The 21,139-nt window shown below is 57.9% G+C and carries 23 protein-coding genes; 9 read left to right on the top strand and 14 right to left on the bottom strand.

Annotated elements, in window-relative coordinates; genetic code table 11:
* Positions 1-22 precede the first annotated feature (22 nt).
* Positions 23-496: a bacterioferritin gene (bfr, locus tag M5G26_RS26060; protein WP_038369075.1), complete on the bottom strand. Its 474-nt coding sequence runs from the start codon at positions 494-496 to the stop codon at positions 23-25.
* 201 nt (positions 497-697) lie between these two features.
* Positions 698-916, bottom strand: coding sequence for a bacterioferritin-associated ferredoxin (locus M5G26_RS26055; RefSeq protein WP_003227725.1), 219 nt, complete (start codon positions 914-916; stop codon positions 698-700).
* Between the two features lie 314 nt (positions 917-1,230).
* On the opposite strand from M5G26_RS26055, the gene M5G26_RS26050 reads away from it, so the two are divergent.
* Entirely contained in the window at positions 1,231-1,833 is a 603-nt protein-coding gene (locus tag M5G26_RS26050; RefSeq protein WP_003227723.1) for a peroxiredoxin, read from the top strand.
* 78 nt (positions 1,834-1,911) lie between these two features.
* On the opposite strand, the gene rnt is transcribed toward M5G26_RS26050, so the two are convergent.
* Positions 1,912-2,589 carry a ribonuclease T gene (gene rnt / locus M5G26_RS26045; protein WP_007916667.1) on the bottom strand — a complete coding sequence of 226 codons (678 nt, stop codon included), beginning with the start codon at positions 2,587-2,589 and terminating at the stop codon, positions 1,912-1,914.
* On the bottom strand, positions 2,586-3,632 hold the full coding sequence (pyrC, locus tag M5G26_RS26040) for a dihydroorotase (RefSeq protein ID WP_273916853.1): 1,047 nt from the start codon (positions 3,630-3,632) through the stop codon (positions 2,586-2,588). The genes rnt and pyrC overlap by 4 nt, the downstream gene beginning before the upstream one ends.
* 160 nt (positions 3,633-3,792) lie before the next feature.
* On the opposite strand from pyrC, the gene M5G26_RS26035 reads away from it, so the two are divergent.
* Positions 3,793-4,701 (top strand): flagellar protein MotY, encoded by a 909-nt coding sequence (locus tag M5G26_RS26035; protein WP_273916851.1) that lies wholly within the window; start codon positions 3,793-3,795, stop codon positions 4,699-4,701.
* 129 nt (positions 4,702-4,830) lie between these two features.
* Positions 4,831-6,048, top strand: coding sequence for an argininosuccinate synthase (locus M5G26_RS26030; protein WP_007916658.1), 1,218 nt, complete (start codon positions 4,831-4,833; stop codon positions 6,046-6,048).
* 133 nt (positions 6,049-6,181) lie between these two features.
* Here M5G26_RS26030 and M5G26_RS26025 read toward each other — a convergent pair whose 3' ends face one another.
* Complete coding sequence (locus M5G26_RS26025) at positions 6,182-6,898, bottom strand: hypothetical protein (protein ID WP_273916850.1); 717 nt, start codon at positions 6,896-6,898, stop codon at positions 6,182-6,184.
* Between the two features lie 505 nt (positions 6,899-7,403).
* Between M5G26_RS26025 and M5G26_RS26020 the strand changes: the two genes are divergently transcribed.
* Complete coding sequence (locus M5G26_RS26020) at positions 7,404-8,030, top strand: response regulator transcription factor (protein ID WP_122598861.1); 627 nt, start codon at positions 7,404-7,406, stop codon at positions 8,028-8,030.
* 89 nt (positions 8,031-8,119) lie between these two features.
* Here M5G26_RS26020 and M5G26_RS26015 read toward each other — a convergent pair whose 3' ends face one another.
* The 8 genes from M5G26_RS26015 to metG form a co-directional block, all read right to left on the bottom strand.
* Positions 8,120-8,296, bottom strand: a complete 177-nt coding sequence (locus M5G26_RS26015; protein WP_134178323.1) for a PA3496 family putative envelope integrity protein — start codon at positions 8,294-8,296, stop codon at positions 8,120-8,122.
* Positions 8,297-8,402: 106 nt separating this feature from the next.
* Entirely contained in the window at positions 8,403-9,041 is a 639-nt protein-coding gene (gene nth / locus M5G26_RS26010; RefSeq protein WP_008079405.1) for an endonuclease III, read from the bottom strand.
* The gene (locus M5G26_RS26005) at positions 9,038-9,619 is read right to left on the bottom strand and encodes an Rnf-Nqr domain containing protein (protein WP_134178325.1); all 582 of its coding nucleotides are present in this window, start codon (positions 9,617-9,619) and stop codon (positions 9,038-9,040) included. The genes nth and M5G26_RS26005 overlap by 4 nt, the downstream gene beginning before the upstream one ends.
* Positions 9,616-10,221: an RnfABCDGE type electron transport complex subunit G gene (locus tag M5G26_RS26000; RefSeq protein ID WP_273916847.1), complete on the bottom strand. Its 606-nt coding sequence runs from the start codon at positions 10,219-10,221 to the stop codon at positions 9,616-9,618. Before M5G26_RS26000 ends, M5G26_RS26005 begins: the two co-directional genes overlap by 4 nt.
* Positions 10,218-11,201 (bottom strand): RnfABCDGE type electron transport complex subunit D, encoded by a 984-nt coding sequence (locus tag M5G26_RS25995; RefSeq protein WP_273916846.1) that lies wholly within the window; start codon positions 11,199-11,201, stop codon positions 10,218-10,220. Before M5G26_RS25995 ends, M5G26_RS26000 begins: the two co-directional genes overlap by 4 nt.
* The gene (gene rsxB, locus M5G26_RS25990) at positions 11,188-12,396 is read right to left on the bottom strand and encodes an electron transport complex subunit RsxB (protein WP_273916844.1); all 1,209 of its coding nucleotides are present in this window, start codon (positions 12,394-12,396) and stop codon (positions 11,188-11,190) included. The genes M5G26_RS25995 and rsxB overlap by 14 nt, the downstream gene beginning before the upstream one ends.
* A complete protein-coding gene (locus M5G26_RS25985; protein WP_273916842.1) occupies positions 12,393-12,962 on the bottom strand; it encodes an electron transport complex protein RnfA in 570 nt (189 codons plus the stop codon). The genes rsxB and M5G26_RS25985 overlap by 4 nt, the downstream gene beginning before the upstream one ends.
* 114 nt (positions 12,963-13,076) lie before the next feature.
* On the bottom strand, positions 13,077-15,128 hold the full coding sequence (metG, locus tag M5G26_RS25980; RefSeq protein WP_122606810.1) for a methionine--tRNA ligase: 2,052 nt from the start codon (positions 15,126-15,128) through the stop codon (positions 13,077-13,079).
* A 224-nt stretch (positions 15,129-15,352) separates the two neighbouring features.
* Here metG and apbC point away from each other — a divergent pair, with 224 nt between their 5' ends.
* Positions 15,353-16,447: an iron-sulfur cluster carrier protein ApbC gene (gene apbC, locus M5G26_RS25975; RefSeq protein ID WP_134178331.1), complete on the top strand. Its 1,095-nt coding sequence runs from the start codon at positions 15,353-15,355 to the stop codon at positions 16,445-16,447.
* Between the two features lie 131 nt (positions 16,448-16,578).
* On the opposite strand, the gene M5G26_RS25970 is transcribed toward apbC, so the two are convergent.
* Entirely contained in the window at positions 16,579-17,337 is a 759-nt protein-coding gene (locus tag M5G26_RS25970; protein ID WP_053123391.1) for an SDR family oxidoreductase, read from the bottom strand.
* A 164-nt stretch (positions 17,338-17,501) separates the two neighbouring features.
* Here M5G26_RS25970 and M5G26_RS25965 point away from each other — a divergent pair, with 164 nt between their 5' ends.
* From M5G26_RS25965 to groL, 4 genes are all read left to right on the top strand, one after another.
* Complete coding sequence (locus M5G26_RS25965; RefSeq protein WP_273916835.1) at positions 17,502-18,233, top strand: HugZ family pyridoxamine 5'-phosphate oxidase; 732 nt, start codon at positions 17,502-17,504, stop codon at positions 18,231-18,233.
* Between the two features lie 65 nt (positions 18,234-18,298).
* On the top strand, positions 18,299-18,775 hold the full coding sequence (locus tag M5G26_RS25960) for an FxsA family protein (protein WP_007916611.1): 477 nt from the start codon (positions 18,299-18,301) through the stop codon (positions 18,773-18,775).
* A 260-nt stretch (positions 18,776-19,035) separates the two neighbouring features.
* Positions 19,036-19,329 carry a co-chaperone GroES gene (locus M5G26_RS25955; RefSeq protein ID WP_007916610.1) on the top strand — a complete coding sequence of 98 codons (294 nt, stop codon included), beginning with the start codon at positions 19,036-19,038 and terminating at the stop codon, positions 19,327-19,329.
* Between the two features lie 50 nt (positions 19,330-19,379).
* Positions 19,380-21,026: a chaperonin GroEL gene (gene groL / locus M5G26_RS25950; protein WP_038369060.1), complete on the top strand. Its 1,647-nt coding sequence runs from the start codon at positions 19,380-19,382 to the stop codon at positions 21,024-21,026.
* Positions 21,027-21,139 lie beyond the last annotated feature (113 nt).

Genomic DNA, 21,139 nt, shown 5'->3' with positions numbered 1-21,139 from the left:
AGATCGCAGCCTGCGGCAGCTCCTACTCTTCGCCCATCTGCGATTGCAGATAGTTCTCAAGACCGATCTTATCGATCAGGCCCAGCTGGGTTTCCAGCCAGTCGATGTGTTCTTCTTCGGATTCGAGAATGTCTTCGAGCAGTTCACGGCTACCGAAGTCGCCAACGGTTTCGCAGTGCGCGATCGCTGTCTTCAGGTCAGCGTGGCCGGTCTTCTCGATGCGCAGGTCGCACTCCAGCATTTCCTGGGTGTGCTCGCCGATGTGCAGCTTGCCCAAGTCCTGCACGTTTGGCAGGCCTTCGAGGAACAGGATGCGCTTGATCAGCTTGTCCGCGTGTTTCATCTCGTCGATGGATTCTTTGTATTCGTGTTTGCCGAGCTTGTTCAGACCCCAATCTTCGTACATGCGTGCATGCAGGAAGTACTGATTGATCGCGACCAGCTCATTGGCAAGGATCTTGTTGAGATGCTGGATGACTGTAATGTCGCCTTTCATGATCGGAGTCCTGCCCTGTATTAGCTGTATATACGGCAGAGTTTGAGCTTCGTACTTATAAGTGTCAAACCTAAGTTATTGAATAATATATGAAAATTAATCGGAATAAGAATGTTTGTGTTCCGCGTCTGGAGCCTAAGCAATTGATTTACAGGCATAAAAAAACCGGACATAAGTCCGGTTCTTTGAAATAGGGTGTTATTACGCAGCAGTAAATTCTACCGGATAGGGGATCGCAGCCTGGGCGGTTTGCAGCTTGGTCAGGGTTTCGCGTACGACTTCCTTGGCAAGGCAGGCACATTTGCCGCATTGGCTAGCGACGCCGGTGGCCTGGCGAACTTCTTTATAGCTGCAGCAACCTTCATAGATCGCTTCGCGGATCTGTCCGTCGGTGACGCCAGTGCAGAGACAAACATACATAAGTGAGAACCGTCGCTGGTTGTGACTCAATTGCGATGGATCTTAATGTTAACGAGAATGATTGTCAAAGTGCTTTCGGAACGCTTCAGCTGATTAACCGCCATGACTGACGAACGGTATTTGCTGGCGATTTGCCTGGCCCCGTAAATGCAGCGCCGTTCTGCGCCTGCTTTGAAAAACCGTTAAGGACAGGCCAAATTCGCAGTGTATGATGGTCGGCCCTTGCGAAGGGGGTTCGTGTCACAGGGCTGTCGCCTGAGGGTGGCAGGCTGGCGCGGACCCTGAACTTCAAGTTTTTACACCAGGAGATATCAATGAGCGTACTCGTAGGCAAACAAGCCCCTGACTTCACCGTCCCGGCCGTACTCGGCAATGGCGAGATCGTTGACAGCTTCACCCTGTCCTCGGCCATCAAAGGCAAATACGGCCTGGTGTTCTTCTACCCACTGGACTTCACCTTCGTCTGCCCGTCCGAACTGATCGCTCTGGACAACCGCATGGCTGACTTCAAGGCACGCAACGTTGAAGTGATCGCTGTGTCGATCGACTCGCACTTCACTCACAACGCATGGCGCAACACTCCAGTGAACAATGGCGGCATCGGTCAGGTGAAATACACCATGGCTGCCGACATGAAGCACGACATCGCCAAGGCTTACGACGTTGAATCCGAAGGCGGCGTGGCTTTCCGTGGCGCGTTCCTGATCGACGACAAAGGCGTGGTTCGCTCGCAGATCATCAACGACCTGCCGCTGGGCCGTAACATGGAAGAGCTGATCCGTCTGGTCGACGCTCTGCAATTCCACGAAGAGCACGGCGAAGTCTGCCCTGCCAACTGGAAAAAAGGCGACAAAGGCATGAACGCTTCGCCAGAAGGCGTTGCTGCATACCTGACCGAGAACGCTGCTGCCCTGTAAGGCGTAACGTCGAGGTACAAAAAAACCGGCCTACGTGGCCGGTTTTTTTATGCGCGGGATTCACCCGATAACCATCAATCAGTCGTCGAAATCTTCCCAGCCGCCCATCTGTTTCCAGCGGTTGACGATGCCGCAGAACAGCTCAGCGGTTTTCTCGGTGTCGTAACGCGCCGAGTGCGCCTCGCGACCGTCGAAATCGATGTCGGCGGCCTGGCAGGCTTTTGCCAGTACGGTTTGACCGTACGCCAGACCGGCAAGCGTCGCGGTGTCGAAGCTGGAGAACGGGTGGAACGGGTTGCGCTTCATGTCCAGACGCGCAACGGCCGCGTTGAGGAAGCCAAGGTCGAAGCTGCTGTTGTGACCAACGAGAATAGCGCGCTTGCAGCCATTGGCCTTCAGCGCCTTGCGGATACCACGGAAGATGTCAGTCAGCGCGGTTTCTTCGCTGACCGCCATGCGCAGCGGGTGATCCAGCTTGATCCCGGTGAACTCCAGCGCCGCCGCTTCAATGTTGGCGCCTTCGAACGGCTCAACACGGAAGAAGTAGGTGTGATCGGGGTAAACAAAACCCTTTTCATCCATGGCGATGGTGGTTGCAGCAATCTCCAGCAATGCATCGGTGGCCGAGTTGAAACCGCCGGTTTCTACGTCGACGACAACCGGCAGGTAGCCGCGAAAGCGTGCTGCCATCGGGTGACGGGAACCGCCGCCGCCACTTTGACCGTCCAGTTCGTCATCGAAATGGTCTTCACTCACGCGTGTTCCTCCAGCAGGCGCCAGCGCAGTTTTTCACCGGCGCGCAGCGGGATAACGGTCAGCTCGCCGAATGGCAGGCTGGTCGGGGCGGTCCATTCTTCACGAACCAGGGTGATGCGATCGATGTTCGCCGGCAGGCCGTAGAAACGCGGGCCGTTGAGGCTAGCGAAGGCTTCGAGTTTTTCCAGCGCGTTACGCTGTTCGAAGGCTTCGGCGTACATCTCGATGGCGGCGTACGCGGTGTAGCAGCCGGCGCAACCGCAAGCGGCTTCCTTGGCGTGCTGGGCGTGCGGCGCCGAATCGGTGCCGAGGAAGAACTTCGCGCTGCCACTGGTGGCGGCGTCGAGCAGGGCTTCCTGATGCGTATTGCGCTTGAGGATCGGCAGGCAATAGAAGTGCGGCCGAATCCCGCCCACCAGCATGTGGTTGCGGTTGTACAGCAGGTGATGTGCGGTGATGGTCGCGCCTACGTTGGCCGAGGCCTCGTTGACGAACTGCACGGCGTCGCCGGTGGTGATGTGTTCGAACACCACTTTCAGCGTCGGGAAGCGCTCCACCACGCGGCGCATGTGCTCATCGATGAAAATCTTTTCGCGGTCGAACACGTCGACATCACCACGGGTGACTTCACCGTGGATCAGCAGCGGCATGCCGACTTCGGCCATGGCTTCCAGCGCCGGGAAGATCTTGTCGATGCTGGTCACCCCGGAATCGGAGTTGGTCGTGGCGCCGGCCGGGTACAGCTTGGCAGCGTGCACAAAACCACTGGCCTTGGCTTCACGAATTTCTTCGGGCTGGGTGCGGTCGGTGAGGTACAGCACCATCAGCGGCTCGAAGCGACTGCCGGCCGGGCGGGCAGCGAGAATCCGCTGGCGATAGCCGTCGGCTTCAGCGGCGTTGCGCACCGGAGGTACCAGGTTGGGCATGATGATGGCGCGGCCAAACGTGCGCGCAACATCGGCAACGGTATTGGTCAACACGGCACCATCGCGAAGATGAATGTGCCAGTCGTCGGGACGCAGCAGGGTCAGGCGGTCGGACATGAGGGGATTCCAGGCGGGTCAAACTGAGGCGAATGCTACCGGAAAAGACTCTTGCAGGCACTCGCTATCAAGTTTTGCGGGAACCTTCCGATATCCCGTAGGTATGCCGTAAACATAGTGTGAATCGGTCTTTGTGTTTCAGAAGCCAATGGAGCCTCCCGTGCGCCAGCGTTATTTAGCCTTGCTCAGTGTGTTTGCCAGCCTTCCGGCGATGGCGCTCACGTACCAGACCCGTCTGGAGAACATTGAGTGGACGGTCGCCGGCGACAAGTTCGAATGTCGTCTGACCCAACCGATCACCGATTTCGGCTCGGGTGAGTTCGTGCGCAAGGCCGGCGAACAGGCGATCTTCCGTCTGAATGCCTACAACGCCATGCTTGGCGGTGGTTCGGCGACGTTGCTCGCGGCAGCTGCACCTTGGCAGCCGGGGCGTGGTGACATCAATCTGGGCTCTGTGCGGCTCGGCAGCGGCAACGTGTTGTTCAGCAGTTCACAGTCGCAGGCCGGCGGTTTGATCAGCGGCCTGCTGGACGGACGCAGCCCGGTCGTGCGTCGCGCGTCTGGCGATGGCCGCGTCTCGGAAGTGCGTTTATTGCCGGTGAAATTCAGCAAGGCGTTTAACGACTATCAGACCTGTGTGGCGAAATTGCTGCCGCAGAATTTCGACCAGATCAAGCAGTCGCAGATCGGCTTCCCAGGCGAGGGTGTCGACCTGGACTCCGCCGCCAAGGCCAAACTGCAAGTGATGCTCGAGTTCATGAAGGCTGATCCGACAGTCAATCACATCGAACTCGACGGTCATTCCGACAACAGCGGCAATCGCCTGACCAACCGTGAACTGTCGCGGCGCCGGGCGCTTGCAGTGGTCGACTTCTTCAAGGCCAATGGCATCGCCGAATCCCAGATCACAGTACGTTTCCACGGTGAACAATACCCATTGGTTCCGAACACCAATGCGGCCAACCGGGCGAAGAACCGTCGGGTTGCAGTGAAGCTTGCACGTGTGGCACCGACCACGGCTCCAGCACCGCAAGCGAGCACGCCAGCCAGCACCGCAGCGACTTCCTGACCCGTCGGTCATCGTCGCGCTCTCGACAGATTCTGTCGCTTTGTCGTCTTAAGCTGTCGCGCCTCTGTAAATTATCGCGTTTGGGCGTTAGACTCCTCGGCTTTCCGTAGAACCCCGTGGAGTGATGGCATGGCGGACGTAAACAAGGTCGTTCTGGCGTATTCCGGCGGCCTGGACACTTCGGTGATCCTCAAGTGGCTGCAGGATACTTATAACTGTGAAGTGGTGACCTTCACCGCTGATCTCGGTCAAGGCGAAGAGGTCGAGCCGGCCCGCGCCAAGGCTCAGGCCATGGGCGTCAAAGAAATCTACATCGACGATCTGCGCGAAGAGTTCGTGCGTGACTTCGTATTCCCGATGTTCCGCGCCAACACCGTTTACGAAGGTGAGTACCTGCTGGGTACCTCCATCGCACGTCCGCTGATCGCCAAACGTCTGATCGAAATCGCCAACGAAACCGGCGCTGACGCCATTTCCCACGGCGCCACCGGCAAGGGCAACGACCAGGTGCGTTTCGAACTGGGTGCCTACGCGCTCAAGCCGGGCGTAAAAGTGATTGCGCCTTGGCGTGAGTGGGACCTGCTGTCCCGCGAGAAGCTGATGGACTACGCCGAGAAGCACGCGATCCCGATCGAGCGTCACGGCAAGAAGAAGTCCCCGTACTCGATGGACGCCAACCTGCTGCACATCTCCTATGAAGGCGGCGTGCTGGAAGACACCTGGACCGAGCACGAAGAAGACATGTGGAAATGGACCGTCTCCCCGGAGAACGCTCCTGATAAAGCGCAATACCTGGAACTGACCTACCGCAACGGCGACATCGTCGCACTGGACGGCGTCGAAATGACTCCGGCCACCGTGCTGGCGACGCTGAACAAAATCGGTGGTGCCCACGGTATCGGCCGTCTCGACATCGTCGAGAACCGTTACGTCGGCATGAAGTCCCGTGGTTGCTACGAAACCCCGGGCGGCACCATCATGCTGCGCGCTCACCGCGCCATCGAATCGATCACCCTGGACCGCGAAGTCGCTCACCTCAAAGACGAGCTGATGCCGAAATACGCCAGCCTGATCTACACCGGTTACTGGTGGAGCCCTGAGCGTCTAATGCTGCAACAGATGATCGACGCGTCCCAGGTCAACGTGAACGGCGTTGTGCGCCTGAAGTTGTACAAAGGCAACGTGATCGTCACTGGCCGCAAGTCCGACGACTCGCTGTTCGATTCCAACATCGCGACCTTCGAAGAAGACGGCGGTGCTTACAACCAGGCCGACGCGGCGGGCTTCATCAAGCTCAACGCGCTGCGCATGCGCATTGCTGCCAACAAGGGCCGCAAGTTGTTCTAAGCGTTCCAGACTGACGCGCAATAAAAAGGGCGGCCTTGTCATCGAGACAAGGTCGCCCTTTTTGCATAATTCTTTGTCTGCCTCTGATCGAGCCGCGTTCCTGGTCTTCGCGCTTGTGGCTACGACTCATCTTTCATGCCCGTCCCAGGAGCGTCACCGCTTGTGAGCACAGGTTATAAACAATACAAAGCGTTTTGCCTGAGCCTTTTTTTACCTGCTTGATTTGCAGCAGCGCATTTTTTGTCAATACAACGTCCGAGACGTGATTGGAAAGAAATACCACCACACGGGCAGTTTTCCTGTCGAGGTTGCGGATATTTTCCAGAATCGTGGCTAACTCTTTCGACGCGTCGACATCTCGCGCGTCAATGAGGTGCAGGTTGCTGACCCACGCGGGCAACTGAATGTTGTGCTGAACAATCAGACTCGACTTTGTGTTGCTGTCCGCAGGCGGGTCGGGCGCGGTGTGCACTGTGCACGAGTCTTTGCATTCCACTGGGCCTGACTCGCTGGGCACGACACAACTTGATAGTCCGAATGTGCCTTGCGCGGATGACTCCTGAATTGAAGTGTTTCGTTTGGTCTCGCGATCATTGTTGTCGATGACTTTCAGGAAGTTCTTGTCCTTACCGAAGTCTGATGGCGAATAGAGGGAGCGATAGTTGAAGTTCAGAGTTATAAAAAACAGAAATAGTAAATAGAACGGAAAGCTGATCAGAAACCACACGTAAATCTCCCTGTCCTTGTTGTCGAGAAAAGGCAGGGAGATCGCGGCTGATGTTTCCGAGATGGCTGCAAATATAGCAATCACTGTCATTGGGTTAGTGATCTTTTTTTTTATTTTCAGCATGCTTGTACTCTTTTGTCTGGTCTTTCTCATAGTTGGTAGATTGGTTTGGTTGGTTGTCTGGTAGTTGGGTTTCGGGTGTTTGTATTTATAGCAAAAGTATTTGCTCAGGTATAAATATCTTGTTTCAAGTGTTTATGTTGTGCTCGGTGTTGTCGAGAGGGGGCTGCTATTGCCTTATGTTTCCAGTTTTTAATCAATGTCGTCGGTCGGGCGCAGGCATGAAGATGTCAAGGCCGCTTGGACCTGATGCAGGTCAGCGGTGAGAGACGAAATCGCGGGCAGTAGTCGTAGTTTGTAACAAGTAAACAGTGCGTTATTGCTTTGAGCGGGGGAGGGAATAACGTCGGATGTTTAGAGGGGTGGAGGTTTTTTGTAGGATTAATCCGCGATGGCTGTAGGGGATGTCTCTCGACGCAAGTGCATCATGACCCCGGCATGCCAGAGAGCAAGTGACTGGGCTATTGTGCGTGTTCTAAAAATTCGAACAGCGAAACTGGACTTGCCCATGAATAAAGTGCTGATCGTGGATGATCACCCTGTCATTCGTCTTGCGGTACGTATGCTGATGGAACGTCATGGCTACGAAGTCATCGCAGAAACTGATAATGGTGTAGATGCGTTACAACTTGCTCGAGAACAAATGCCGGATATTGTCATTCTGGATATTGGAATACCGAAACTTGATGGTCTGGAAGTTATTGCGCGCCTGACCTCAACCGCCATGCCTGTTAAAGTGCTGGTATTGACTTCCCAGGCGCCCGGGCACTTTTCAATGCGCTGCATGCAGTCGGGTGCGGCGGGTTATGTCTGTAAACAACAGGACCTGACCGAACTGCTCAGTGCAATCAAGGCGGTATTGTCCGGCTACAGTTATTTTCCCAATCAGGCGTTGCACACCGTGCGCACCAGTCTGGGCAATGCCAGTGAAGCCGACATGGTCGATCGGCTGTCCGGTCGGGAAATGATGGTGTTACAGCAGTTGGCGCGGGGCAAGACCAACAAGGAAATCGCCGATGGCATGTTTTTGAGCAACAAGACCGTCAGCACCTACAAGACGCGCCTTTTATTGAAACTCAATGCGCGCTCTCTGGTTGATCTGATCGAGTTGGCGCAGCGTAATGGTCTGGTCTGAATGCATCCATAGCTGACAGGGTCATGGGCCGATCAAACTCAGCTAGCCGCAGAAAATGAAAAGCCTCCGGTTTGGGAGGCTTTCAAATGTCAGTCATCAAAATCGTATTCGGCCAATTGCTTTTGCAGTCGGCGCTCCTCAAGCAGGTTATCTATCGTTCGGCGCTTGCTGAGATTTGTCTTGGCGACTTCTACGACAGGTTCGGCGTCATCCGTGTCTGCGGGGATATCGTCATCTACATCCAGTGGTTCTTTGTCGCTACTCATCAGCTAACTCCCGGCTAAGAATGCCTTTGGCGCTCCTTATATCGATATTCCTGCAGCGGGTAAAAAAGATTTTTTCAATCGACTTATCAATTATTCCAATAGCCGGTCAATCGTCCGAAGTTTTGTCCTTGTACTCGCATAAGTCCTCGATGCGGCAACTGCCGCAGCGTGGCTTGCGGGCCAGACACACGTAACGGCCGTGAAGAATCAGCCAGTGGTGAGAGTCGAGCAGGAATTCTTTGGGTACAAACTTCATCAGCTTCTTTTCCACTTCAACCACATTTTTGCCCGGTGCAATGCCGGTGCGATTGCTGACCCGGAAGATGTGGGTGTCGACGGCCATGGTCAGTTGCCGGAAAGCCGTGTTGAGTACGACGTTGGCGGTCTTGCGGCCCACTCCCGGCAAGGCTTCGAGCTCCTCACGGGTTTGCGGGACCTCGCTGCCATGGCGCTCGACCAGCAAGCGGCAGGTTTCAATGACGTTCTTCGCCTTGCTGTTGTAGAGGCCGATCGTCTTGATGTATTCGGATAGACCTTCGACCCCCAGAGCGTGGATGGCAGCCGGCGTATTGGCCACCGGAAACAACTTTGCCGTGGCCTTGTTGACGCCGACATCAGTCGACTGGGCTGAAAGAATCACCGCGATCAGCAGTTCGAACGGCGAGGAGTAGGCCAGCTCAGTCTTCGGCTCCGGATTGTCTTCGTGCAGGCGGCGGAAAATCTCCAGACGTTTTGCAGCATTCATGGGCGATGCGTTTCCTTGGATATCGAGTTCGGGCGAATCATCGCCTGACGCGCCGCCAGCAGCAGCGCCAACAAAATAAAGGCACCGGGGATCAAGGTGATCAGGTGCAGCCCTTGGCTAAATACAACAAGACCTGGCCAGTATTCGGACAGCCCCCGGCCGAGACTACCGTGACCGCTGAGTTCACGCAGCCCGGCGAGCAGCAGCATCAATCCGCCGAACATGCCGCAGAGTTTCAAGCGCTCGATCCGCGATTGGCGCCAGAAGCCATTGTGTTCCAGCACCACACATTGCAGGGCGATCAGGCCCACATAGAGGCCGGAAGTTTGCTGCCAGGGCAGAAACCAGCGTTGCGCCAACAGGTCAGCACAACTGGTGAAGGTCGCGGCGAGCAGCAGGCTGGCCAGCAATGCGCTTGTGCCTGTCAGGCGAGACCTTAAAACAGGCATGCACAGGCCATACAGACCCACGACACTGGCGAACATCAATAATGCCACCAGGGCGCCGGCCAAGGAGTCACTGGTGCCAAGCAGCAATGTCAGCATCAACGCGTTCGAAAGAGTCGCCGACCGGTTCATGTTCCGCTCCCCAGCAGTGTCGCCCGATGGTCATCGAAGTAGCGCAGGGCATCATGAATCGCGCTGATCGCCGCGCGCGAGGTGATGGTTGCACCGGCTATTTGATCAAATTGTCCCTGATCCTTTTTCAGCGCCCAGCCTGCATCGGTTGGCCCATTGGCCGATTTGCCGGTAAACGTTTGCAGCCAGGCATTCGGCCAGTCACCCAGATGCCCGCCGAGGGCCGGGGTTTCGCTCTGTTGGAGGGTTTTTACAGCCAATAATTTGCCGGTGGCATCGATGGCGATCAGCAGTTCGATGGCGCCCGCATAACCCTGGGTCTGACTGCGCAGCAATATCGCTACGGTCTGGCCGTCTCGGGTCGCGCGATAGCCGCCCGACAAGGTGCTGTGACTCAAGGTGATGTCTGTCAGCGCTAGAGGCTGTTCCAGCGGTTGGTTGTCGTAGGCTTCGAGCGGGAGCAGATCAAGCAGTTTGCGGCTTTCGAGCAAGCGCTGCTGCGCGACGATCTGTGGTGCGTTAATACGCTGTACGAAGTACGTTGCACCGATGTCGATGACTGCCAACAGCAGAAGCACAAGCGCGCTGACCGTACGATTCATGGCCTCACCTCAACCTGACGGCCGGCGGCAAATCGTTCCAGCGCCGGCACACAAAGGTTCAGCAGCAGCACCGCAAATGCCACGCCATCCGGGTATCCACCCCAGGTGCGAATCAAATAGGTCAGCAGCCCGACACCTACGCCGAACAGCAGGCGAGCAAGTGCGCTCTTAGCGCCGGAAACCGGTTCGGTAATGATGAAAAACGCGCCCAGCATGGTCGCACCGCTAAGCAGATGAAACAGCGGTGAACCATGCGAGTCCGAGCCTGAGCCATTCCAGCACAGCAGACTGACGACAAACAGGCTGGCGAGCATGCCCAGCGGTGCGTGCCAGCCAAAGACCCGGCGTTGCAGCAAAAACAACCCGCCAGCGAAAAACGCCAGATTCACCCATTCGACGCCGTGCCCACCAAAGCGACCAAAGGCAGGACTGCTGGCGAACAACTCGTCCATGGTCAGGCTTTTGTTGATGCGCAGGCTGTCCAGCACGGTGGCCTGCACCCAGGCATCCGGAGTCTGACCCAAGCCGAATACCTGTTGAAGGCTCGACGTCAGGTCCAGGCCATGGGCCGGCCAATGGGTCATCGGCTGCGGGAACATCACCACGACCAAGGCAAGCCCGAGCATCGCCGGATTGAACGGATTTCTACCGACGCCGCCGTACACGTGCTTGCCAAACAACAGACCCGAAGCAATGGCCGTTACCGTCAGCCACCACGGGCAATAAGGTGGCAGAGCGGCGGCCAGCAATGTCGCGCTGACCAACGCACTGCCGTCGCTTAGTGTCGGCTGCATTGGCTGTCGACGCAGTCGGAGGACAGCTGCCTCGACCATCAGCGCGGTGATGATAGCCAACAGCAGATTGATCAGTACGCCCCAACCGTAAAACCAGAACAGCGTCAGCAGCCCCGGCAAAGCGGCGAGCAGCACCCGTTTCATCGCCTGTAGCAGGCGATCGTCCGGTGCTTCAAGGGGCGACATGATCTTGCACCTGGCGCTCGGCGTCTTGCAGGCGGGCGCGGGCCTTGTCGAGGATTTCACTGGGCGTGTCGGCGCGACGCTCGAGTTTGTTGAGGTCCGCGCGGGCGTAGGCCAATTCGGTTTTCAACTGGCGAAGCTGGCTGTCGATCGGGCGTTTTTCGACGCGCACCAGGTCAGGCAATGGCTGCTCGCTTGTCGCTTCGGCGGCGTGCAGGGCCTGCTCGGCATCGCTTAATGCTTGTTCCAGCGCGGCGATCTGCTCCGGCGCCGCATCGGCGGCTTGTGCTTTTTTCAGTTCGGCGCGGCGCATGGCCAACTGGATCTTTGCCCGTTTCAGATCGGCGTCTTTGGCTGGGGCAGGCACTACGGGGGCTGGCGCAGCGCTGCTTTCAACGGCCGCCAGAGCCTGTTCGGCGGCTTCGAATTGCTGCTGCAACACGATCAATTGCGCCTGCTGGTCGAACGTCGGCGGATGGCCGAAAGCCTTCAGCGACTTGTGCAATTGCGCGCGGCTCATGGCGACATCGATTTTGGCTTTCTTCAGCGCCGCATCCGCGGTCGCCGCTTTCTGCGCGCGCACCCGCTCAAGCGCTGCCTGCACCGGATCGGTTGCAGTCACTTCAGGTTGCGCCGCCCGTTTTGCCCGCGCTTCACGCTCTGCCTGCTTTTGTTGTTCTTCGCGTTGCAAGCGCTCGTTTCGACGCTCGAAACGTTGACGCGCATGATCGCGTTTGGCCGCCCGTGCGCGCTGTTCTTCAAGACTGAAGGCCAGACCGCCCACCACCGGCAATGTGCTCGGTGGCAATGGATGCATTTCGATGCAATCGACTGGGCACGGCGCAACACACAGGTCGCAACCGGTGCACTCGTCAATGATCACCGTGTGCATCAGTTTTGCCGCGCCGACAATCGCGTCGATCGGGCAGGCCTGAATACACTTGGTGCAGCCAATGCATTCGGCCTCGCGGATGAACGCCACTTGCGGCGGCGCCGAGCCGCGACTGATGTCCAGCTCCAGTACCGGCACTTTCAACAGTTCCGCCAGCGCGGCAATGGTTTCGTCACCGCCCGGCGGGCACTTGTTGATCGGCTCGCCCTCGGCGATGCCTTGTGCATATGGCTTGCATCCGGGATGGCCGCACTTGCCGCATTGGGTCTGCGGCAGAAGGGCATCGATGTGTTGAATCAGACTCATGTTTTGATCAGTCCACTGAATCCGAGAAAAATCACTGCGATCAAACCGGCGCTGATCAGATCGATCGGCAAGCCGCGAAAGGGCAGGGGAATATCGTTGTCGGCGGTGCGTTCACGCAAATCCTGAAACAGGCTCAGCACCAGCCAGAAACCCAGCCCGGCACCGAGACTCAGCGCTGTCGCCTGCAGCAGACCTCGATCGTTTTGCGTGTTGATCAGCGTCAGCCCGAGCACACCGGCATTGCCCAGCAACAATGGCCATAGACCGGCGAAGGGCAGATCAGGCAGCCAGCGCGTCAACAGTTTCAGCAGCGGCGCAATCAGCAACACACTCAATGGCAGAAAAACGAACAACCGCAGGGCTTCAAGGTGAAGCGGCACCAGCAACCAATGCCAGATCACGTAACCGACTACACCGACGAGCAACATCAGGCACAACGTCGCCAGCCCCAACGCATGCACCTGACGACGACTGCCCGCCAACAGCGGATCGACGCCCAGCGGCCAGTGCAACACGAAGTTGTTGAGCAGTGCAGCACTGATAAGCGTAAGCACGAGTTCGGTCATGGTCCTGCCAGCGAAACGGGCGTGTGTCTCTTTAGGTTAGGCATTATCCGGCCAGATATGAAAAATCCCACAGGCATGCCGGGCACGCCTGTGGGATCAATTGACCGCCAGCTGTTACTTGATGCGCTGACCAGGCTTGGCGCCGCTGTCCGGGCTCAGAAGGTAGATTTCTTCACCGCCAGGGCCGGCAGCCATCACCATGCCTTCAGAGATACCGAACTTCATTTTTCGTGGCTTGAGGTTGGCGATCATCATGGTCAGGCGACCGTCGAGTTTGGACGGATCCGGGTATGCGCTCTTGATGCCCGAGAACACGTTGCGTTGCTCGTCACCGATGTCCAGCGTCAGGCGCAGCAGCTTGTCAGCACCTTCCACGTGTTCGGCTTTGACGATCAGTGCGACGCGCAGGTCGATCGCGGCAAAGGCATCGAAGTCGATTTCCGGCGACAGCGGATCCTTGGCCAGTTCGCCATTGCCGGCAGGGGCGGCGGCACCGGTGTCGGTCTGGCTGGCGGTCAGGTCTTCTTTCGAGGCGTCGGACATGGCTTGCACTTTTACCGGGTCGATGCGGGTCATCAACGGCTTGAATTCGTTCAACTGGTGGTTGGCCAGCAGCGTGGTGTGGTCGTTCCAGGTCAGCGGGGCGACGTTGAGGAACGCCTCGGCATCAGCTGCCAGCAGCGGCAGCACCGGTTTGAGGAAGATCACCAGTTGGCGGAACAGGTTGATGGCGGTGGCGCAGATCGCCTGGACCTCATCCTGCTTGCCTTCCTGTTTGTTCAACGACCACGGCGCTTTGTCGGCGATCCACGCGTTGGCGCGGTCGGCCAGGGCCATGGTTTCACGCATGGCACGGGCGAAGTCGCGGGCCTCGTAGGCGTCGGCAATGCTTGGCGCGGCAGCCAGGAACGCCTCGGTCAGCTCTGGCGCGGCGTTGGTGTCGACCAGCAGGCCAGCGTTACCTTTCTGAATGAACCCGGCGCAACGGCTGGCGATGTTGACCACTTTGCCGACCAGGTCGGAGTTGACCTTCTGCACGAAGTCTTCGAGGTTCAGGTCGAGGTCATCGACGCCACGGCCCAGTTTGGCCGCGTAGTAGTAGCGCAGGTATTCCGGCGACAGGTGATCGAGATACGTACGGGCCTTGATGAAGGTGCCGCGCGACTTGGACATCTTCTGGCCGTTGACGGTCAGGTAGCCGTGCACATTGATGCCGGTCGGCTTGCGGTAGCCTGCGCCTTCGAGCATCGCTGGCCAGAACAGCGCGTGGAAATTGACGATGTCCTTGCCGATGAAGTGGTACAGCTCGGCGGTGGAGTCCTTGCCCCAGAACGCGTCGAAATCCAGTTCCGGCGTGCGGTCGCAGAGGTTCTTGAAGCTGGCCATGTAGCCGATCGGCGCGTCCAGCCACACGTAGAAATACTTGCCCGGCTCGCCCGGAATCTCGAAACCGAAGTACGGCGCATCGCGGGAGATGTCCCACTGTTGCAGGCCGGCGTCGAGCCATTCGGCGATCTTGTTGGCGACGGCGTCTTGCAGGGTGCCGCTGCGGGTCCAGGTCTGCAGCATCTGCTGGAAGTCTGGCAGTTTGAAGAAGAAGTGCTGGGAATCCTTGAGCACCGGGGTGGCGCCGGAGATGGCCGACTTCGGATCCTTCAAATCAGTCGGTGCGTATGTCGCACCGCATTTTTCGCAGTTGTCGCCGTATTGGTCTTCGGTGCCGCACTTCGGGCAGGTGCCCTTGATGAAGCGGTCGGCCAGGAACATTTTCTTTTCCGGGTCGAAATACTGGGTGATCGAGCGTTGGGCGATGTGCCCGGCGTCACGCAGCTTGATGTAGATCTGGCTCGACAGCTCACGGTTTTCTTCGGCGTGAGTGGAGTGGAAATTGTCGAAATCAACCAGGAACTCGGCAAAGTCGGCGCTGTGTTCAGCCTGCACATTGGCGATCAGTTGTTCCGGGGTGATGCCTTCCTTTTCCGCGCGCAGCATGATCGCCGAACCGTGGGCGTCGTCGGCGCAGACATAGATGCATTGATTGCCGCGATGCTTCTGGAAGCGCACCCACATATCGGTCTGGATATATTCCAGCATATGGCCAAGGTGAATCGAACCGTTGGCGTAGGGCAGGGCGCTGGTGACGAGGATCTTGCGTGGTTCGGACATGTGGGGCTTCGCTACTTGATGAAACGGAGGTCGGCCACTATAAAGCGCTGGCGCATATTTTTCACCCTGTGCACCTGTTTCATTGGATGAACAGACAGAAAGGATCGCAGGCTTCAACGCCCCCTGCAGGAATCGCTAGACATCTGTAGGTGCTGCCGAAGGCGGCGATCTTTTTCAGGTACGATACCCGCCATCTTTTCCCAGTCTTGTTATCGGAGTTGCCCATGAGCGCCGTCACTCGCGCAGCGGTGGAAGCCGTCCTCAGCCAATACACCGACCCCTACCTGAACCAGGACCCGGTCAGCGCCGGTTGCGTGAAGAACATCGAGATCGTCGGTGACCGCGTCAACGTGCAGCTGGAAATCGGTTACGCCGCCGGTCTGTTCAAGAGCGGCTGGGCGCAACTGCTGCAACTGGCCATCGAAAACCTTGATGGCGTGGTGATCGCCAAGGTCGAGGTGACCAGTGTGATCGCTGCGCACAAGGCGCAGGCGCAGATTCCGGGGCTGGCCAACGTCAAGAACGTGGTTGCCGTGGCCTCTGGCAAGGGTGGCGTAGGCAAGTCGACCACCGCCGCCAACCTCGCGCTGGCGCTGGCCCGTGAAGGCGCCAAGGTCGGGATTCTCGACGCCGATATCTACGGCCCGAGCCAGGGCATCATGTTCGGCATCCCCGAGCGCACCCGCCCGGAGGTCAAGGATCAGAAGTGGTTCGTGCCGCTCAAGGCGCACGGCGTAGAAGTCATGTCGATGGCATTCCTGACCGACGACAACACACCGATGGTCTGGCGCGGGCCGATGGTCTCCGGCGCACTGTTGCAACTGGTCACGCAAACCGCGTGGGGCGATCTCGATTATCTGGTCATCGACATGCCGCCAGGCACCGGTGACATTCAGCTGACGTTGGCGCAAAAAGTCCCGGTGGCCGGCGCGGTCATCGTCACCACTCCGCAGGATCTGGCGTTGCTGGATGCGCGCAAAGGCGTGGAAATGTTCCGCAAGGTCAACATTCCGGTGTTGGGCGTGGTGGAAAACATGGCCGTGCACATCTGCTCGAACTGCGGGCATGCGGAGCATCTGTTCGGTGAGGGCGGTGGTGAGAAACTGGCGACCCAGTACGGCGTTGAACTGCTGGCTTCGCTGCCACTGTCGATGTTGATCCGTGAGCAGGCCGATGGCGGCAAACCGACCGTGATCGCCGAGCCGGACAGCCAGATTGCCATGGTCTATCAGGAACTGGCCCGCCACGTTGGCGCACGGATTGTGTTGCAGGAAGCGGTGACGCCGGCGATGCCGAACATCACCATCAGCGACGATTGATACATCAGCAACACCGATAACCCTGTAGGAGTGAGCCTGCTCGCGATAACGGTCGATCATTCAACACATTTGTTGAATGTTAATCCGCTATCGCGAGCAGGCTCACTCCTACAGTTGTTTTGCGGTGGCAGTTAGATACGCAACCCGCCATCCATCTCCAGAATCCGCCCGGTGTAATAGTCGTTCTCGAAGATATACGCCGCCGAATGGGCGATCTCTTCCGGCTTGCCCATGCGCTTGAGCGGAATCCCCGAAGTCATCTTCTCCAGCGCTTCCGGTTTCATGCCCAGGGTCATCTCGGTTTCGATGAAGCCCGGCGCAATCCCCGCGACACGAATGCCGTAACGCGCCAGCTCTTTGGCCCAAGTCACGGTCGCCGCAGCAACACCGGCCTTGGCCGCCGAATAGTTGGTCTGGCCAACGTTGCCCGCACGCGAGATCGACGAAATATTGATGATCGCGCCGCTGTTCTTCAGCTCGACCATTTTCGCCGCCACCTCACGGGTGCAGAGGAACACGCCGGTCAGGTTGACGTCGATCACCGCTTGCCACTGTGCCAGGCTCATCTTGGTCATTTCGCCGTCCTTGACCTTCAACAGCAGGCCATCGCGCAGGATCCCGGCGTTGTTGATCAGGCCGTGGATCGCGCCAAAGTCGGCGGCGACCTGGGCGACCATGTGCTCGACCTGCTCTTCATTGGCCACGTTGCACAGATAGCTGCGCGCCTCGACGCCCTTGGCCTTGCAGGCCGCGACCGCGTCGTCGAGTTTTTCCTGATTGAGGTCGACCAACGCCAGTTTCGCGCCTTTGCCGGCGAAATACTCGGCCATCGAGCGGCCCAAACCCTGGCAACCGCCGGTGATAATGATTACTTTGTCGTTGAGTTGCATTCGCATGTCCCGATAGCAGGTCTGATTGGTTTTTGTTTTCAGCGACTCCCGATCTGCACCGGCCGTGGCTGGGTTGCACATGAGAATTGCCCGCTGGCGTGACTGGGACTTGATCCCGGGCGCCCGTCCGTTTTTTCGACGGATACCATTTAAGGAGTCATAAATTGAGCGTTGAAGTGGCGAAGAATGCCCGAGAATTGCTTCTCAAGGAATACCGTGGAGTGCTGTCGACCCACTCCAAATCGATGCCCGGTTTTCCCTTTGGCTCCGTGGTGCCGTACTGCCTGGACGAGCAGGGCCGGCCGCTGATCCTGATCAGCCGCATCGCCCAGCACACCCACAACCTGCAAAAAGACCCGAAATGCTCGATGCTCGTCGGCGAGCGCGAGGCCGATGATGTGCAAGCCGTTGGTCGCCTGACCTATCTGGCCGAGGCGCAAAAGCTCGAAGACGTTGCCGCGATCGAAGCCGCCGCCGAGCGTTACTACCGTTATTTCCCCGATTCGCAGAACTACCACAAGGCCCACGATTTCGACTTCTGGGTGTTGAACCCGGTGCGTCATCGCTACATCGGCGGTTTCGGCGCGATTCACTGGGTCGATCAATTGACTTTGGCCAACCCGTTTGCCGGCAAGGCTGAAATCAGCATGGTCGAGCACATGAACAGCGACCACGGCAAAGCCATCGCGCACTACGTCGACCTCGCCGGTCTGCCGAAAAACGTGCCGGCGCAATTGGCCGGGATTGACACCGAAGGCATGCACCTGCGCATCGGTCAGGCGCTGTACTGGCTGCCGTTTCCAACGCCTTGTAATACGCCGACACAAGTGCGCGAAGCCCTGGTTTCATTGGCTCACGCCGAGGTCTGGCCAAAAAATGCAGTGGCCGACGCTTGAATTCACGAAAGGGCGACGTCATCTAAGGCTTACTGCAAGGCATTTCTTGCGTTGAGGAAACTTTGATGCGCCCTTTTCTGTTGCTCTTTCTGCTGTTTCCAGTGCTGGAGCTGTTCGTATTCGTCAAAGTGGCAGGCTCTATCGGGTTTTTCCCGGCCCTGCTGCTGATTATTCTCGGCTCGATGTTCGGCGTGTTCGTGCTGCGCGTCGCCGGTCTGGCCACGGCTCTGCGTGCCCGTGAAAGCCTGAACCGCGGCGAACTGCCCGCGCAAACCATGCTCGAAGGCCTGATGCTGGCGTTGGCCGGTGGCTTGTTGATCCTGCCCGGCTTCATCAGCGATGTGGTGGGTCTGATCATGCTGCTGCCGTTCACGCGTCGCCTGCTGGCCAACAAGATGCGTCAGCGCGCCGAAGACCAGGCCATGCGCCAGCGTGCGTTCGCCGACGACCTGCAACCCCGTGGCGGTCCCGCACCGCGCCAGCCGCTCGGCCGTGAGGGTGATGTGATCGAAGGCGAGTTCGAACACCGCGACTCCAAGTAACATCTGCATCGACACGGCACCTTCGGGTGCCGTGTTCGTTTATGGGCTGCTTTTGTGCAACATATCGGTGAAAAATTTTTCGCCTCGCCCTTGTAATAAGCTTATGCGCCCTTATGTATCGGTCACCGAAAGGTTTCTGGCATTTGAGCCAGTCAGACTTCCGCGGCTCGCTTGACGATCCGCAACCGGCGCAGGCCGGATTTGTTAAACCCGCCGGGAATACACCGGCCGATGAAAACCACAATTAGGAGAGATCGACAATGAAGCTTCGTCCTCTGCATGACCGCGTCGTAATCCGTCGCAGCGAAGAAGAAAAGAAAACCGCTGGCGGTATCGTCCTGCCAGGTTCGGCTGCTGAAAAAGCCAACCACGGTGTGATTCTCGCTGTAGGCCCGGGCAAAGCTCTGGAAAACGGCGAAGTGCGCGCACTGTCCGTTAAAGAAGGCGACAAGGTTGTGTTCGGTCCTTACTCCGGCAGCAACACTGTGAAAGTCGACGGCGAAGACCTGCTGGTAATGAGCGAGAACGAAATCCTCGCTGTTATCGAAGGCTGATACCCCCGTTCATTTTCCCGCTACTACAAAGTATTTAAGGAATATCGATCATGGCTGCTAAAGAAGTTCTGTTTGGCGATTCCGCCCGTAAAAAAATGCTCAAGGGCGTCAACGTCCTGGCTGACGCAGTAAAAGCGACCCTGGGCCCGAAAGGCCGTAACGTGATCATCGAGAAGAGCTTCGGCGCTCCGACCATCACCAAGGACGGCGTTTCCGTCGCCAAAGAAATCGAACTCGAAGACCGTTTCGAAAACATGGGCGCGCAGCTGGTCAAAGACGTTGCCTCCCGTGCCAACGATGACGCTGGTGACGGTACTACCACCGCTACCGTTCTGGCTCAGTCGATCGTCAACGAAGGCCTGAAAGCCGTCGCTGCCGGCATGAACCCGATGGACCTGAAGCGCGGTATCGACAAAGCGACCATCGCTATCGTCAAAGAGCTGAAGAACCTGTCCAAGCCATGCGCTGACACCAAGGCCATCGCTCAGGTAGGCACCATCTCGGCCAACTCCGACAACTCCATCGGCGACATCATTGCCGAAGCCATGGAAAAAGTCGGTAAAGAAGGCGTGATCACCGTTGAAGAAGGCACTGGCCTGGAAAACGAACTGTCGGTTGTAGAAGGCATGCAGTTCGACCGTGGCTACCTGTCCCCGTACTTCGTCAACAAGCCAGAGACCATGGTTGCCGAGCTGGACAGCCCGCTGATCCTGCTGGTCGACAAAAAGATCTCGAACATCCGTGAAATGCTGCCAGTACTGGAAGCCGTTGCCAAAGCCGGCCGTCCACTGCTGATCGTTTCCGAAGACGTTGAAGGCGAAGCCCTGGCGACTCTGGTTGTGAACAACATGCGTGGCATCGTCAAAGTCGCAGCCGTCAAGGCACCAGGCTTCGGCGACCGTCGCAAGGCCATGCTGCAGGACATCGCTGTTCTGACCGGCGGTACCGTTATCTCCGAAGAGATCGGCCTGAGCCTGGAAGCCGCTACCCTGGAAAACCTGGGCAGCGCCAAGCGTGTGACCATCTCCAAGGAAAACACCATCATCGTTGACGGTGCCGGTGCAGAATCCGACATCCAGGCGCGTATCACTCAGATCCGTGCTCAGGTTGCCGAAACTTCTTCGGACTACGACCGTGAAAAACTGCAAGAGCGTCTGGCCAAGCTGTCCGGCGGCGTTGCAGTAATCAAGGTTGGCGCTGGTTCCGAAGTTGAAATGAAAGAGAAGAAAGCCCGCGTTGAAGACGCCCTGCACGCAACCCGCGCAGCCGTTGAAGAAGGCGTGGTACCTGGCGGTGGCGTTGCGCTGATCCGCGCTCTGCAAACCCTGGTTGACCTGAAAGGCGACAACGCTGATCAGGACGTCGGTATCGCTGTTCTGCGCCGCGCTGTTGAAGCTCCGCTGCGTCAGATCGCTGCCAACAGCGGCGACGAGCCAAGCGTTGTGGTCAACGAAGTCAAGAACGGCAAGGGTAACTTCGGTTACAACGCTGCGACTGGCGAGTACGGCGACATGATCGAAATGGGCATCCTGGACCCAACCAAGGTGACTCGTTCCGCTCTGCAAGCTGCATCGTCTATCGGCGGTCTGATCCTGACCACCGAAGCGGCAGTAGCTGACGCGCCGAAGAAAGACGGCGCTGCTGGCGGCGGTATGCCAGACATGGGCGGCATGGGTGGCATGGGCGGCATGATGTAAGCCAGCCTTACCCCTGTAACGCAAAACCCCGCTGACGAAGGTCAGCGGGGTTTTTTATTGCCTTTGATTTAGTGTTGGCGCAAGTCCGAGTAATCGTTCATCGCTGGCAAGCC

The sequence above is a fragment of the Pseudomonas sp. TNT2022 ID642 genome (assembly GCF_028656995.1).
Lineage (GTDB): Bacteria > Pseudomonadota > Gammaproteobacteria > Pseudomonadales > Pseudomonadaceae > Aquipseudomonas.
This window is presented reverse-complemented; position numbering and strand designations above follow the sequence as displayed.